Annotated in this window: 13 protein-coding genes; 5 read left to right on the top strand and 8 right to left on the bottom strand. The window is 66.8% G+C overall.

The features are described 5' to 3' along the window. Window positions 1–3 precede the first annotated feature (3 nt). Window positions 4–2,331 carry a lipase family protein gene (locus QN239_RS12115; protein ID WP_499010572.1) on the bottom strand — a complete coding sequence of 776 codons (2,328 nt, stop codon included), beginning with the start codon at window positions 2,329–2,331 and terminating at the stop codon, window positions 4–6. Between the two features lie 903 nt (window positions 2,332–3,234). Between QN239_RS12115 and QN239_RS12110 the strand changes: the two genes are divergently transcribed. The 4 genes from QN239_RS12110 to QN239_RS12095 all read left to right on the top strand — a co-directional run bounded on the left by QN239_RS12110 (window position 3,235) and on the right by QN239_RS12095 (window position 7,106). Next, window positions 3,235–3,630, top strand: coding sequence for a hypothetical protein (locus tag QN239_RS12110; protein ID WP_499010571.1), 396 nt, complete (start codon window positions 3,235–3,237; stop codon window positions 3,628–3,630). A gap of 561 nt (window positions 3,631–4,191) precedes the next feature. After that, window positions 4,192–5,289, top strand: a complete 1,098-nt coding sequence (locus tag QN239_RS12105; protein ID WP_499010569.1) for an alkane 1-monooxygenase — start codon at window positions 4,192–4,194, stop codon at window positions 5,287–5,289. 117 nt (window positions 5,290–5,406) lie between these two features. After that, on the top strand, window positions 5,407–6,222 hold the full coding sequence (locus QN239_RS12100; RefSeq protein ID WP_499010568.1) for a DUF1542 domain-containing protein: 816 nt from the start codon (window positions 5,407–5,409) through the stop codon (window positions 6,220–6,222). A 65-nt stretch (window positions 6,223–6,287) separates the two neighbouring features. Then, complete coding sequence (locus QN239_RS12095) at window positions 6,288–7,106, top strand: DUF1542 domain-containing protein (protein ID WP_090353946.1); 819 nt, start codon at window positions 6,288–6,290, stop codon at window positions 7,104–7,106. 1 nt (window position 7,107) lies between these two features. Here QN239_RS12095 and QN239_RS12090 read toward each other — a convergent pair whose 3' ends face one another. Genes QN239_RS12090 through QN239_RS12075 form a run of 4 tightly spaced genes read right to left on the bottom strand, consistent with a single transcriptional unit; the run spans window position 7,108 to window position 10,700 of the window. Next, on the bottom strand, window positions 7,108–8,790 hold the full coding sequence (locus QN239_RS12090; RefSeq protein ID WP_499010566.1) for a cation:proton antiporter: 1,683 nt from the start codon (window positions 8,788–8,790) through the stop codon (window positions 7,108–7,110). A 47-nt stretch (window positions 8,791–8,837) separates the two neighbouring features. Then, window positions 8,838–9,641 (bottom strand): Fpg/Nei family DNA glycosylase, encoded by an 804-nt coding sequence (locus tag QN239_RS12085; protein ID WP_499010564.1) that lies wholly within the window; start codon window positions 9,639–9,641, stop codon window positions 8,838–8,840. 15 nt (window positions 9,642–9,656) lie between these two features. Beyond that, on the bottom strand, window positions 9,657–10,136 hold the full coding sequence (locus tag QN239_RS12080; protein WP_499010563.1) for a ribose-5-phosphate isomerase: 480 nt from the start codon (window positions 10,134–10,136) through the stop codon (window positions 9,657–9,659). Window positions 10,137–10,154: 18 nt separating this feature from the next. Then, window positions 10,155–10,700, bottom strand: coding sequence for a TetR/AcrR family transcriptional regulator (locus QN239_RS12075; protein WP_499010561.1), 546 nt, complete (start codon window positions 10,698–10,700; stop codon window positions 10,155–10,157). A gap of 83 nt (window positions 10,701–10,783) precedes the next feature. Between QN239_RS12075 and QN239_RS12070 the strand changes: the two genes are divergently transcribed. Continuing rightward, complete coding sequence (locus tag QN239_RS12070; protein WP_499010560.1) at window positions 10,784–11,710, top strand: aldo/keto reductase; 927 nt, start codon at window positions 10,784–10,786, stop codon at window positions 11,708–11,710. On the opposite strand, the gene QN239_RS12065 is transcribed toward QN239_RS12070, so the two are convergent. From QN239_RS12065 to QN239_RS12055, 3 genes are read right to left on the bottom strand one after another with little or no spacing between them, the layout of a single operon-like run. Further along, on the bottom strand, window positions 11,663–12,622 hold the full coding sequence (locus tag QN239_RS12065; RefSeq protein ID WP_499010558.1) for an isopenicillin N synthase family dioxygenase: 960 nt from the start codon (window positions 12,620–12,622) through the stop codon (window positions 11,663–11,665). The genes QN239_RS12070 and QN239_RS12065 overlap by 48 nt on opposite strands. After that, on the bottom strand, window positions 12,619–13,059 hold the full coding sequence (locus tag QN239_RS12060; protein WP_499010557.1) for a nucleoside deaminase: 441 nt from the start codon (window positions 13,057–13,059) through the stop codon (window positions 12,619–12,621). The genes QN239_RS12065 and QN239_RS12060 overlap by 4 nt, the downstream gene beginning before the upstream one ends. Continuing rightward, window positions 13,056–14,450 carry a purine-cytosine permease family protein gene (locus QN239_RS12055; protein WP_499010555.1) on the bottom strand — a complete coding sequence of 465 codons (1,395 nt, stop codon included), beginning with the start codon at window positions 14,448–14,450 and terminating at the stop codon, window positions 13,056–13,058. The genes QN239_RS12060 and QN239_RS12055 overlap by 4 nt, the downstream gene beginning before the upstream one ends. Window positions 14,451–14,470 lie beyond the last annotated feature (20 nt).

Raw genomic sequence — 14,470 nt, 5'->3', positions numbered from 1 at the left:
GCGTCACGCCCGTCCGGGACAGTCATTGACAACGGGCCGGTTGGCGAACCTGTCAAGCAGCCAACCGAGCGCAGGTGTCGCGTCCAGGTTGTCGTGGCCTCGCCCGTCCTGTGCTTCGAAGGCGATCGTGCCGCCGAGCGCGCAGGCCCGGGCGATGGCACCTGAGATCCACCCCGAATCGATGAGGAGATCCCCCGTTCCGTACACGATGAAGATCGGGGCCGACATCCGGCGTTGCGGCAGCTTCCGACGTGCCAGCAAGTCGCGCAGTTTGTCCGCGGCCTCGGGAGTTGCCGGCGCCAGGTCTGCTGGCGTGAGCTCCTTCAGCGCAGCCGACCGGGCCTCTGCCTCGGGGACGTCGCACGAGCTGAGGACCTCCCAGTTCTGCGCGGCGGATCCCCGGCGGAATTCGTCGACATCCAGGCCCACGTCTTCACGAGCAAGTGAGGCGAGAATCAGCTGTAGTACGCCGAGTTGATTCGGGGTGATGTCACCGCTGATGACCTTGTCCACGATGCCGGTCAAGTCCGCGGGCGGCGCCAAGGCCACGGCACCGATGAGTTGGAGTTCCGGTGCGTAGCTGTCGGATTGCTCGTCAGCAGACCAGGTGGCACCGGCGCCCTGGGAGGTGCCGATGGCGGCCCAGCGCGTAGAGACGCCTGGAAAGGCCGCCCGGAGTGCGCGCACGGAGTCGATCATGTTCAGACCGGCTGTGCGGTAGTCGATGTAGCGGTGGGCACCCGGAGCGCCCAGTCCTTCGTAGTCCGGGAAGCTGACGGCGAATCCCAGTTCGAGCAGTTTGGCGATAGGCGGCCCCACCGCGGCTGCCAGCCAGCTACCCGACCCTTGAAGTAGGACAGACGGACCGCACTCTTGCTGGATGCCGGTCGTGCCATGCCCGAATGCGAACGCCGCCCAGCCGCCGGGCGGCGGATCGCCGGCGGGCGCGAAAACGGTGCCGGAAACGACTGTCGACGATCCGGTATCGCCCTGCGTTGATTGGTACGTCACGCGCGCTGCCCTCGCCCCGGCCGGCAATCCCAGCGCGGCCGCAACGCCGGGAATGTCCTCAGTGGACAGCAACGTGCCGGCGCCGGGGCTGCTCACCGAAACCGAACCGCACCCGTTGGCGAGCGGCATTCCAGCGAATCTATTGGCAAGCCAGCCGATTTGGCTTGTTGTCGAGGCAGCGAGCGCATTGCCGGTCGTCTTCTGCGCCGCCGGGGCGGAGTCGGTGCGCCAGGAGATGCTGTCGCCTCGCCTGCACGCCTTGGTGATTTCTTCGTTGTTCCACTGAGGATCGACAACGGTGTCATCGGAGTCGTTGACGACGGACAGGGGCGCGCTCAACGGTAGGTCGGGCAGGGCGCGAGCGTGCACCAGGTTGTCCAGTACCGCGGCAGCGGTAGGCGTCGAAGGCGCCAGGTCTTCGGTGTCCATCGCCGCGATCGCGAGTTCACCACGACCAACATCAGCCCCGAAGCACTTTGTCATCGCGTCCCAGTCCTGGGCGACGGCCCCGCGTCGGTAGTCATCCAGGTTCAGACCGGGATGTTGGCGGGACAACGAGGTCATCGACCAGAGCAGGACTTTGCGCTGGTCGATGGTGAGCGATCCGGTCCGCGCTCGTTCGAGAAGCGGCGCGAGATCACCCAATGGCGAACGGGCGGCCGCACCGACCAGGTTCATCTCGGCGGCGTAGCCGGCTGCCTGTTGATCGGCCGCCCAGACGGCCGCACCACCGAGTCGCGTGCCGAACGCAGCCCATCGATTCGAGATATCCGGAAACGCTGCGCGTAGGGCGCGGACAGAGTCGATCACGTTGCGGCCGGCAGTGGTCACGTCGAGGTAGTCATTGGCCCGTCCGGGTTCTCCCAGGCCGGCGTAGTCGCTGACAGTGACGGCGTAACCGCTTTTCAACAGCGTGGCGACAAGGGGTGCATTCCCCAACAGGCTGCTGCTGCGCGACGGTGCGCACGGTTCGTCGGTTCCCTCGCCCTGATGAGCGACGGCCACGACCGGCCAGCCGCCGGCGGGCGCAGTCCCGGCGGGAACGAAGAACGCCCCCGACACCTCGACGAGTTCGCCCGAAGTGGCATGCGTCGAGCGGTACACGATCCGGACGGACGCGGCACTGAGGGCTCTGATCTCTGGGGTGACGGCAGTCAGCGAAGTGGTGCTGACGATACTGCCGGGATCCGCCGAGCCGAGCTGGAGGCGTTGCGGCCACAAATTTGCTGAAACCGCGGGTACCGTGCACCAGTAGGCGAATGTGAGAATCGCGACGCTAGCCAGCGCCACCACCGTCGCGAAGATCTGTCGATCTTTCACGTGGAGCCCGACCCTGCGGAAGGCCGCAGAAATCCGACGAATTAGCAGTTCGTGGATCACGATTGCCTCCGTGCGTGCGTCTGGGGTTACGAGCCGACGGGCCCGCCTCCATCGATCACGACGCACGACCTCGAGCAATTTCTATTCAGTATGAGATTCCGCGATGGACGCGTCAAATTTTGCTGAAATTTGCGTTCTGCGTCACTTTTGCGAGAAGGGACGACACCCGTCGCTGCGTGCGGCCGACGTCGGCCCCGACGCGGTTTCATCGCCCGTCGCACCAGAAGGGCGCAGACTTCCGTGCCCACAGCGCCTACCCGCGCCTCGCGCCGAACGAATTGAGCGCATCCGCGATCAGCAACTCCGATCAGCTCCGCATCCCCGAAGATTCGTCGCCTCGCTCCCGTTTCGCTGGCGTGGCGGCCAGTCCGCGGACCCATCCTGGACCAGAAATGCGATTCGCCGGCAGTCTGTGCATCCGAGGTGAGTTTGCTACTGATTCCCTCTGGCTACCTCTTCGTAAAGTGCACGACGCATAGATTCCCCGGGATCAAAACTAGATGACCACCTAAGGCTAGCAAGTGCTCACCACACCACCCCCTCACTTGTCGGGCGCTGACAACATCTAGCTCCAGAACCTCAAAACGGGGAACTAAGCCGACAGATTCGCCCTTTAACTGCTCTTTTGAGCACCGACGGCACTGGCTCCGACACGGGTAGCCAATCAGGACGAGCGCATTCACGCCGACGGACGACTCCCGTCCAACGCCTCACTGGCAAACAATTAACCATGGAGTCAATACAATTGGCGATCGCGAGACGGTCACGGCTATGGCTGCCCCGGCAACCGTTGTGGTAACTTCCATATGCCAACAATGGCGTTTGCTATAGGGAGGAAAAGTCATGGCTCGAATTCAGGGGACGCGGCGCAAGGCACTGACGGCCGTGGCAGTGGCAGGCAGCGGCTTCGCGGTAGCTTTGGGCATCGCCACCGCGGAAGCGGGCGTGGCCGCGGCCGATTCACAGCAAAACATCATCACCCAGCTGGGCAACGGAGCCACCAACCTGCAGAACCAGCTCGGCACCGCAGGCACCAACCTGCAGAACCAGGTAGGCACCGCGGGCACCAACCTGCAGAACCAGGTGGGCACCGGCGGTACCAATTTGCAGAATCAGCTCGGTACCGCGGGCACCAACCTGCAGAACCAGGTAGGCACCGCGGGCACCAACGTGCAGAAGCGCACCGGTGCGGCCGTCAGCGGCGTGGCGAAGGCCATCGGCAAGGCTTTCGGGGGCTGAGTCCACCCCCCCTGCCGACCGTCGCGGCACGGCGGACCCCGCCGAACTCTCGATCAACGACCTGGCAGCCAGGCCCGACACCTGACCGGGGGCTGAGTAGCCAACACACTCAGTCCCCGGTTCGGTGCGGATTCCCGCCGCCCGCTCCACAGAACCGGCCCACCGAGGCCGGTTTTCTGGTTTCACGGCTCCGACAACCGGCATTCCAGCGACTTTGAAAAATTTGCCACTACACCAAAAATAGTCACTTGAATCGATTAACCAGGAGCTATTCGACATTCTGGGAATATGCTGCAAATTGACTGTCGCGATAATCTTGAGCACGGACGCGGACGGCATTTCACCGAACCTCAACGTTCATCATATTGCCAGTTAGAGCGCAAGAAAGAGACTTATATCCCCTCGGCGGCGATGGCGATTGCATACGCAATTAGGTCACGGTATAAGTATCGGATGACCGTGTATCCGCCCCCTTCGACGGAGCGCGAGCAACCGAAGACGGACAGCCATCACATGATAGCTACGGCGAACTGGCGAGATCCGAAGCGGTATCTCTGGCTCATGGTCCCGACAATCCCCGGGATGGTCGGACTGTCCTGGTTGCTGGTGTGGACCACCGGCTGGCCGGCGTTCTGGTGGACCGGCGCGGCCCTCACCTTCGTGGTGATCCCGGCCATCGATCACCTGATCGGCCAGGAGACGCGGAACCGCGCGCCGGACCATGCACTGTCCGCGCTGGAAGGTGACCGGTACTACCGCGCAGCCACTCACCTGTATCTGCCCGCGCAGTACCTCTCGTTGATCTTCGCGTGCTGGCTGTGGAGCGGTGGCGGTTGGCTCAGCATCTCCCCGATCGGGAAGCTCGGGTTGATGGTGACCACCGGCGTGGTGGGCGGCATCGCCAACAATGCCGCCCACGAATTGGGGCACAAACGCGCCCGCGCCGAACGATGGCTGAGCAAGCTGGCACTGGCGCAGACTTTCTACGGGCAGTTCTACGTCGAGCACAATCGCGGACACCACGTGCGGGTGGCCACCGCCGAGGATCCGGCGAGCGCCCGGTTCGGGGAGAACGTCTACGGTTTCGCCATCCGCTCGGTAACCGGAGGTACCAGCTCGGCCCTGGGTCTGGAAGCCAAACGGCTCGCCCGCAAAGGACATTCACGCTGGTCGCTGCGAAACGATGTGCTCAACGCCTGGCTGATCAGCGCGGCCCTGTTCACCGGGCTGGCGTTGTGGTTCGGCGCCGTCGACCTGCCTTGGCTGGCGGGCCAGGCAGTGATCGGGATGTTCCTCCTCGAAGCGATGAACTACGTGTCGCACTACGGACTGCGCAGACGCCGACTGCCCTCCGGTCGGTACGAACGCCTTCGCCCCGCGCACTGCTGGAACGGGAATGCCGTCCTGACCAACGTCTTCCTGCTGCATCTGCAGCGACATTCCGACCATCACCTGAACCCGGTGCGTCGCTACCAAGCGGTCCGCCTGGACGAACAGGCACCACAACTGCCGGGCGGATACGTGTCGATGCTGACCCTTGCACTGTGTCCGCCGTTGTGGCGCCGGGTGATGGATCCGCGCGTGCTGGAGATCTACGGCGGCGACGTCAGTCTGACCGCATTGCCCCCGGACGACGCCAAACGCATTGCACGGCAATAGATGTAGCGGGCGAACGACCGACCGCGGCCGTACCGTCGCGCCGCACCTGAGTTCCGCTCTCAGCGGACAACCGCGCGAGGCAGGGACCAGCCGCTTCCTGTCGGTACGCTGAAAATCATGAACGGCCTGCTGCTCGTGCTCATCGTCCTGGTCATCGCGGCCATCGGCTTCGCGATCTACACCTCGCAGAAGGCAACCGGGCAGCGCACCGCTGCCTCGCTGGCCGACGCAAAGGCCGACGCCCGGCGGGTCATCGAACGGCTGGGTGGCCAGGTGTTCAACCTGACCGGCACCGATGAGGCCGCCAAACAGGCGCTCGCGGACGCGTCCGAGCGTTACACCGCCGCGTCGTCGCAGATCGACCAGGCCACCACCGCCAGGCAGGCGCTGCTGGCCAAGGAGAGCGCCATCGAAGGCCTGTACTACGTGCGGGCCGCGCGTACCGCGATGGGCATGGACCCCGGCCCGGAACTCGAGACCTTGGACGGTCAGCGCTCGGCCGGTGCGGTGACCGAGGATCGCCGAATCCAGTTCGAGGGCAAGGAGATCGAGGCCTCCCCCACACCGTCGCAGCGCACGCCCAACTACTACCCCGGCGGCCGGGTGGCCGGTCGTCCGGTTCCGGCCGGCTGGTACTCCGAACCGTGGTGGAAGCCCGCCTTGGTGGCCGGCGCCTGGGGTATCGGCTCGGTGCTGCTGTTCGACGCACTGTTCTCCGGAATGCACGGAGTGGACTACGGCGCACAGGGTTTCGAGAACGGCTACGGTGACGGCTTCCAGCAGGGCTTCGAACAAGGTGAGCTGTCCGCCGACGGCGGCCAAGACGTGGGCTCCGACGGTGGCTGGGGCGGCGACAGCTGGGGCGGCTCCGACGGGGGCGGTGACTTCGGCGGGTTCGACGGCGGCGGGGACTTCGGCGGATTCGACTTCTGACCTGACGACGTAAAGGTGGGATCGGTAGCAGGTGCACAGCCTGCGCCATGGCTACGCTGAGCGCCATGAACGGCATTCTGCTGATCCTCATCCTGTTCGTGGTGGCAGGCATCGGGCTGCTGGTGTACGCCTCGTCGAAGGCAGCCGGAACGCGCAACGCCGCGGCGCTCGGCGACGCCAAAGCGGACGCTCGCCGGGTCATCGAGCGGCTCGGCGGCCAGGTGGTCAACCTGACCGGCACCGACGACGCCTCCAAACAGGCGCTGGCCGACGCCTCTGAGCGGTACAACGCCGCCGCATCCCAGATCGACCAGGCGACGACGGCACGGCAAGCCGCGTTCGCCAAGGAGAGTGCGATCGAAGGGCTGTATTACGTCCGCGCCGCCCGGGCGGCGATGGGTCTGGATCCCGGGCCGGAACTGGAAACGCTGAGCGGCCAGCGTTCGGCCGGAGCGGTCACCGAGGATCGCAAGGTGACGGTGCAGGGCAGGCAGGTCGAGGCCTCCCCCACACCGTCGCAGCGCACGCCCAACTACTACCCCGGCGGCCGGGTCGCCGGCCGTCCGGTCCCGGCCGGCTGGTACTCCGAACCGTGGTGGAAACCGGCACTGATGGCCGGCGCCTGGGGGGTGGGCTCGGTGTTGCTGTTCGACACGTTGTTCTCCGGTATGCACGGAGTCGATTACGGCGCACAGGGTTTCGAGAACGGGTACGGCGCCGGCTTCGATCAGGGCTTCCAGCAGGGGTTCGACCAGAGTTCCGGCTCCGACGGCGTGTGGGACACCGGCAGCGGAAGCGGGGACAGCGGCTCCGGATCGAGTTGCAGCGGTTCGAGCTGCGGCGGCGGAGGCTGTGGGGGCGGCGGAGGCTGCGGCGGTAGCTGACTTACAGGCGGCTCTCCAGCCGGGACGACACACCGGCCTCCTGCAGGTCCAGCCGCTCCAGCATGGCCCGCACCGCTTCGTCTTCGATGCGCCCCTCGTCGCGTTCGGCGATCAGGGCGGCACGCTGGGCGGCCAGTACATCGCGGTAGAGCGCGGAGAACACTTTCGCCCGTTTGGTGGGCGCCTCCGGGTCGGGCATCTCGTCGACATCTTCTGAATGCCGGGCGACGGCGGTGCGAATCTCGGCGAGCATCCGGGGGTCCATATCCGCGGGCGGGTTGGCCCGGAACTCGGTCAGCACCTCGTCGGCGGCCGCGTGCACCACTCGTTCGGCTTTCAGCTCCTCTTCGCGGTCGGCGGCGTGGTCGTCGTTGAACCGGGACAGCCGCAGACGGCGGATCAGCCACGGCAGCGACCAGCCCTGGATGAGCAAGGTGCCGACACTGACCACGAAGGCGATGGCCTGGATGGTCGCGCGCTCCGGGAACGGTTCGCCGTCCATCGTCGTGACGGGAATCGCGGCCGCGGCGGCGAGGGTGACCACCCCGCGCATCCCGGTCCACGACACCACCACGTTCTCCTGCCAACTCAAGGTGCGGCGGTCGATCCGCGAACGCCACTTGCCCGGAGGTTTCCGTCGCGTGCCGAGCGCACCGCGGCCGTGCTCGGGCGCGGGCACGCTCAGCCGGGTCTCGACATGACGGAACAGCTTGTTGCGACCAAACATCGCGAACACCGACAGCGGCCGGATGGCCAGCACGATCACCAGGACGATGGCAGACGCGACCGCCACTTCCACCAGGGACTCGTGGGCCTCACGCAGGTCCTCCAGCACGAACCGCAGGTGCAGGCCGATATAGGCGAAGACGAACGCCTCCAACAGCACGTCGACCGAGTTCCATACGTAGCGCTCCTGCAACCTGGTCTGGTAGCCCGCGCCCAAAGTGCCGTTGCCGACGACGAATCCGGCGACCACGACCGCCAGCACACCCGAGGCGTGCATCTCCTCGGCGACGATGAACGCCGCGAACGGCACCAGCAGGCCCTGCACCGTCTCCAGCCCCGGATTGGCCAGCCGGCGGCGGATCCACAATGTCGCGTACCCCAGCGCCACGCCCACCAGCGGCCCGACCACGGCGCTGTAACCGAAGAGCAGGAACGGGTTCTCGATGAAGGTATGACTGCCGGCCACCTGCGCGACCGCCACCGAGAACAGCGCCAGGGCGGCGGCGTCGTTGATCAGGCTCTCGCCGGTGAGGATGGCCATCACCCGTTTGGGCAGGCCCAGTTTGCGTCCCACCGCCACGGCCGTCACGGCATCCGGTGGCGCCACGATGGCACCGAGCACCAATGCGGTGCCGAAGGTCAGTGGTACCAGCGCCAGCCAGGACGACACCGCGGCGACCGCGAACGCGCTGACCACGACCAGGCCGACACCCAGACCCAGAATCGGCCGGATATTGCGCAGAAACGTGGGGAACGAGAAGTCCAGCGCCGCCGAGTACAGCAGCGGCGGCAGCACCACCGTGAGCAGGATGTGCGAATCGAGCTCCGGCGCCTCGAATCCGGGCAGGAACGAGACCACGATGCCGACGACCACGATCATCAGCGCGGGTTCGAACCCGCGGCGGTGGGCGATGGCGGTGACCAGGATGGCGCCGACGACGACGAGGATCAATTCCACGGAGTCGATTGTCCCGTCAAAGTCGCCGGCGCGCCCGGCCTACCCCCTCAGGACTGGCAGCTCGGACACCAGTAGACGTTGCGTGCCTCCAGTTCGGCGGTGCGTATGGTCGTGCCACACACACGGCAGGGGTCGCCCGCGCGGCGGTACACGTACGTGCGCGGCCGGCCCTCCCGATAGGACGGTGCGCCGTGGTCGTGCTCCGGACGGACGACGACGATCTTGCCCCGGCGGACCCCGACCTTCATCAGGGCCACCAGATCGGTCCACATCTCCCCGAATTCGTCGGCGTCGATATGCGTGCCGGGACGGTACGGATCGATCCGGTGCCGGAAGAGCAACTCACTGCGGTACACGTTGCCCACCCCGGCCATCACCGTCTGATCCATCAGCAGCCCACCGATGGTCCTGCGGGACTTGGTGATTCGTTTCCATGCCAACTCAGGGTCGGCATCGGCGCGCAGCGGGTCGGGGCCCAGCCGGGCCACCACGTCCTCGACGGCGGGTTCGTCGATCAGTTCGCACACCGTGGGCCCGCGCAGATCGGTGCCGTATTCGGCGCCGACCATCCGCATCCGCACCTGACCGACCGGCAGCGGCTGTGTCTTTTCCGGGGGCACCGGCCACTCGGTGAAGGTGCCGTACAGCCCCAGGTGCACGTGCACCACCGCGCCGTCGTCGTAGTGGTGGAACAGGTGCTTGCCCCAGGCATCGGCCTTGCGCAGGACCAGACCGTTCACCGCGGCCGCGTCCCCGAACCGGCCCTGGGGGCTGGATACCGCCACCGGCGCGCGGCCGAACCGCTTCTGATGCAACCGGGCCAGCCGGTGCAGCGTGTGCCCTTCTGGCATGGATCAGGCCAAGGGTCAGGCGGGGGCGCCGGGCACCGGGGGCACGATGTGGTCCTTCTCGTACTGCGCCAGGATGTCGATGCGGCGCTGGTGCCGCTCGGCCTCCGACCACGGGGTGGACAGGAACGCGTCGACGATGGCCAACGCCTCCTCGGTGGTGTGCATGCGACCGCCGATACCGATCAACTGGGCGTTGTTGTGCTGGCGGGCCAGTTGCGCGGTCTCCACGCTCCAGGCCAGGGCGCAGCGCGCGCCGGGCACCTTGTTGGCGGCGATCTGCTCGCCGTTGCCCGAACCGCCCAGCACGATGCCCAGGCTCTCAGGATCGGCGACGGTCTTGAGCGCCGCGGAGATGCAGAACGCCGGGTAGTCGTCGTCGGCGTCGTAGGTGTAGGCACCGCAGTCGATCGGCTCGTGGCCGCTCTTCAGCAAATGCTCGATGATGGTCTGTTTGAATTCGAGTCCGGCGTGATCGGCACCGAGGTAGACGCGCATGGGGGTAACCCTAACGTGTCAGCGTTGTGCGACCAGACCGTCGACCAGCAGGTCGAGCAGCCGGCCGGCCTGCTCGGTGGATCTGCTGGCCAGGAAGATGCCCAGCAGGCTGCTGACGACGTCGTCGGCGTCGATATCGGACCGCAGGCTGCCGTCCTGCGCACCCGCGGTGAGCAGCGTCGTCACCGCACCCAGCACGGCCTCCCTGGTCTGGCTGGGCTGGACGGCACCGGAGCTGAACATGGCGTGCAGCGATTCGGCCATCCCCCGCTTGGCGGCCACGAAGGACGCGTAGCGGTCCATCCAGCGGCGTAGCGCAGACACCGGTGGGTGCTCGCGCAACAGCTCCCCCGCCGACGCCGCCACCTCCGCGAGTTCGGTGCAGAACACCGCCTCGACGAGGGCCTCCCGCGTGGGGAAGTGCCGATACAGCGTGCCGATGCCCACGCCGGCGTCACGCGCGATTGCTTCCAACGACACCGGTCCGGTGGCGGCGGTGAACGCCGCCGTCGCCGCGGCGAGCAACCGTTCCCGGTTGCGGCGTGCGTCGGCCCGTTCAGCCATAGCGGAGGCACCTCCGTTTTGCTATCGTAGAAAGCGGAGGTTCCTCCGCATCGCTTTCGAGTATGACATTCCAGGAGCACACCATGCCCACATCGCATCCCGGCGGCACCGGCACCCTCGGCACCCATCCCGTGGCCCGGATCGGATACGGCGCCATGGGACTCGCCCGCGCAGTACCCGATGACGACGCCACCGCCGTGCTGCGCCGCGCCGTCGAACTCGGCGTCAACCACATCGACACCGCCTCCTTCTACGACGACGGCGTGGTGAACCGCCGCATCCGCGACGCGCTGTCCCCGTACCCCGACGAACTGGTACTCGTCAGCAAGGTGGGAGCCCGGCCCGCCAATGGACCCATCCCGCTGGCGCTGGCACAGAAACCCGCCGACCTGCGCACCGCCGTCGAACTGGACCTGGCCGGACTCGGCGTGGAGCAGATCCCGGTGGTCAACCTGCGGCGCGCGGATATCGGGGTCGGCCTGATCGCCGAGGGCGACCAGATCGTCGACCTGGACGACCAGTTGGCCGAGATGATCGCGCTGCGCGACGAAGGCAAGATCGGCGCACTCGGGATCAGCAATGTCGATGTGGACACCCTGCGCCGGGCGCTGCCCGCCGGCATCGTCTGCGTACAGAACGCCTACAACCTGCTCAACCGGGTACACGAGGACGAACTCGCGCTGTGCGCCGAGCACGGAATCGCCTGGGTACCGTTCTTCCCGCTCGGCTCATCGTTTCCCGGCTTCCCGAAAGTCGCCGACAACGTTGTGGTGCAACGGATCGCCACCGAGATCGGGGCCACCGGCGCTCAGGTGGGGCTGGCCTGGCTGCTGGCACATGCACACAACGTCCTGCTGATCGCCGGGACGACATCGGTACGCCACCTGCAGCAGAACCTGGCCGCCGGCGAGATCCATTTCAGCGCAGCACAACTGGCCGCATTGGAGGCGGCAACGGCCGAGCTACCCGATGGTGATGGCGTCGAGGCGTTCCTTGATGAAGTCCGATGACGTCACCGGCTCCAGGCCGGACACCTTGCCGACCGGCGGCTGCAGCGGTGTGACGAGCGCGTCGTGGTTGGCCTCGTAGAAGTAGATCAACGACACCAGGTCCTCTTCGGGCGCATGCGGCTGCGGTGGCAGCACCCGGTGCCGGCCGGACGGCCAGCGCCGCCCGCTCCAATACTCCAGTAGGTCACCGATGTTCACCGTGAGCGCGCCAGGTTCCCACGGCGCGTCCTCCCAGCCCTCCGCTTCGGAGTACACCTGCAGCCCGCCGGCCCCGGGTTCGCGATCGAGCACCGTGACGGTGCCGAAATCCGTGTGCGGGCCGATGCGGAACTGGCCCGGCTCGGGTTCGCCCACCACACTGACCGGCGGGTAGTGATTGATGTTCATCGTCCAGGTGGGCTTGTCAGCCAGGGCGACAAAGGGATTCACCGAAAGCCCGAGCGCGTGGGCGAACAGGGCCAGTAGGTCGTCGGACACCTTGCGCATCTGCTCGGTGTACTCGGTCACCAGGGTCTGCAGGGCGGGCACCTCGGCCGGCCACACATTGGGCGCGAACCAGATCCGGTCCACCTCGGGGTCCCCGGTCGCGGTCTCGGCGCCCAGGCTGTAGCTCTCCTTGAGGTCCGGCGGCGTTTCGGTGCCCTCGGAGTACCCGTTGGCCTCCGCCCCCGGACCGATCCAGCCGTGCCCGCCGACCGGCACCGAATAGCGCGCCTTGACCTCGGTGGGCAGTGCGAAGAACTCCCGGCTGGCCGCGCGTACCCGCGCCGCCAGGTCGGTGTCCACGCCGTGGCCGGTGACCACGATGAACCCCGCGCGCTGCAGGCCCTCGTCCACCTCGGCCGCCAGCGCATCAGCCTGCGCACCTCCGGCGTACCAACGGGAAATATCCACCGTCGCAATGGCACTCATTCGCCGATATCCTCCGCCCACAATTCCGGCTTCGCGGCGATGAACTCTTCCATCATCGTCACGCAGCGCTCGTCGTCCAGCAGCGTCACCGCCACCCCGTGCTCGGCCAGCCAGTCATGGCCGCCGTGGAAGGTGCGGGATTCACCGATCACCACCGCACCGATGTTGAACTGCCGCACCAGCCCGCTGCAATACCAGCACGGGGACAGCGTGGTGACCATCACCGTGGATCGGTAGCCGCGCTGGCGGCCCGCCGCGCGGAAGGCGTCGGTCTCGGCATGCACCGACGGATCGTCGTTCTGCACGCGCCGGTTGTGCCCGGCCCCGAGCAGCTGCCCGTCGGCACCGAACAGGGCGGCGCCGATCGGGATTCCACCCTCGGCCAGTCCTCTTCGGGCCTCCTCGACGGCGATGTCGAGCATCTGCTCCGGTGTCATACCAGGGCACGCTCCGCGGCGATCTTGGATCGGCAGAACGCGAGATAGCACGCGCCGGAAATGACGAAGCCCACGAAGAAGGTGATGTCGCCGAGTTGCGGCACCGCTTCGGCGATGACGCCGACGAACTTCACCTGATTGGAGAACAACACCACCGACACCACCAGACCGACCAGGAAGGACAACAGCCCCGGCCAGTTCGCGTACGACCGGTCGTACAGGAATCCGGCGACCGACTGTCCGCGGCGCAGGTACTGATCGGCGAACACCACCCCCAGCCACGGCCCGATCCAGTACGCGATGATCAGCAGGAACGCCTCGTAGCTGGCCGCGGCGTCGCCCAGCGCCCACAAGGCGATGAGGAAGCCGGCCACCCCGAAGAACACCGTGACCAGGGCACGCGCCACATGGTGCGGCAGCTTGATCCCGATGGTGACGAAAGCCATGGCGCCCGAGTACACATTGATCGCGTTGGCGGCCACGGCGCCGATGGCGATCGCCAGCAGCGTCAACTTGGCCAACCAGGAGCTCAGCTCCGAGGTGAACGCCTCGGTCGGGTTCTCCGACAGGGCAGGCCCGATGGTGACCGAGGCCGCGCCGACGACCTCCAACACCACGCATGACACGAAAAGACCCGCGGCGGCGAACCATCCCGTGCGTGCGGTGTTTACGCTCGACGGCAGGTAGCGGGTGTAGTCGGCGGCGTACGGCGTCCAGCCGGCGGCGTAGCCGAAGGCCGTGCCGACGGTGAGCAGGAAACCGCCCATCCCGCCCACGCCACCCTCCACTGCTGCTGCCCCCGGGTGCGACTTGGCCAGAATCGCCACCGAGGTGACCACGAAGATCACCGCGAGCACCGGGAACGCCCACCGCTCGAAGGCCTGCACCAGGTTGTGCCCGAAGAACGCCAGCGCCGTCTGCAGCACCACGATGATCACCAGGGCGAGCACCGGCCCGATGTGGAACAGCGTCGACAGGGCGAACGCCCCGCTGACGCTGTTGGTGGCGAACCAGCCGACCCCGGCGGTGACCGACATCAACACCGCGGGCACCACATTGCCCTTGAACCCGAACGGCAACCGGCCCAGCACCATCTGCGGCACACCGTGCAGCGGGCCCCGCGCGGAGAGGAAGTAGTGCGCGACGGCGCCGAGCCCGGTGCCGAGCACGATCCCGGCGACGGCCTGCCAGAACGTCATACCGTAGTAGGCGACCGCGAGGACGCCGACGAAGATGGTGGCGAACTCCAGGTTGGGCGACGTCCACGTCCAGAACAGTTGGCTGGGTTTACCGTGCCGGTCCGCTTCGGCGATGAACTCGTTCCCGCCGGGTTCGACGGCTGCGATCTTGTCTCGGTAGGACCCGTCGGTGGTGGGTTCGGCCGCTGTCATGACAGGTACTTTCTCATCTC

The organism is Mycolicibacterium sp. Y3 (assembly GCF_051188035.1).
GTDB classification, from domain to species: domain Bacteria; phylum Actinomycetota; class Actinomycetes; order Mycobacteriales; family Mycobacteriaceae; genus Mycobacterium; species Mycobacterium fluoranthenivorans.
Note: the sequence above shows the minus strand (reverse complement) of the source record. Positions and strands in the feature narration are given on the sequence as shown.

Excerpts from the sequence above, each read along its gene's own strand:
- QN239_RS12110 (WP_499010571.1), top strand. The coding sequence starts at position 3,235 with ATGGCTCGAATTCAGGGGACGCGGCGCAAGGCACTGACGGCCGTGGCA.
- QN239_RS12105 (WP_499010569.1), top strand. The coding sequence starts at position 4,192 with ATGGTCCCGACAATCCCCGGGATGGTCGGACTGTCCTGGTTGCTGGTG.
- QN239_RS12070 (WP_499010560.1), top strand. The coding sequence starts at position 10,784 with ATGCCCACATCGCATCCCGGCGGCACCGGCACCCTCGGCACCCATCCC.
- QN239_RS12095 (WP_090353946.1), top strand. The coding sequence starts at position 6,288 with ATGAACGGCATTCTGCTGATCCTCATCCTGTTCGTGGTGGCAGGCATC.
- QN239_RS12080 (WP_499010563.1), bottom strand. The coding sequence starts at position 10,136 with ATGCGCGTCTACCTCGGTGCCGATCACGCCGGACTCGAATTCAAACAG.
- QN239_RS12075 (WP_499010561.1), bottom strand. The coding sequence starts at position 10,700 with ATGGCTGAACGGGCCGACGCACGCCGCAACCGGGAACGGTTGCTCGCC.
- QN239_RS12055 (WP_499010555.1), bottom strand. The coding sequence starts at position 14,450 with ATGACAGCGGCCGAACCCACCACCGACGGGTCCTACCGAGACAAGATC.
- QN239_RS12065 (WP_499010558.1), bottom strand. The coding sequence starts at position 12,622 with ATGAGTGCCATTGCGACGGTGGATATTTCCCGTTGGTACGCCGGAGGT.
- QN239_RS12100 (WP_499010568.1), top strand. The coding sequence starts at position 5,407 with ATGAACGGCCTGCTGCTCGTGCTCATCGTCCTGGTCATCGCGGCCATC.
- QN239_RS12085 (WP_499010564.1), bottom strand. The coding sequence starts at position 9,641 with ATGCCAGAAGGGCACACGCTGCACCGGCTGGCCCGGTTGCATCAGAAG.
- QN239_RS12060 (WP_499010557.1), bottom strand. The coding sequence starts at position 13,059 with ATGACACCGGAGCAGATGCTCGACATCGCCGTCGAGGAGGCCCGAAGA.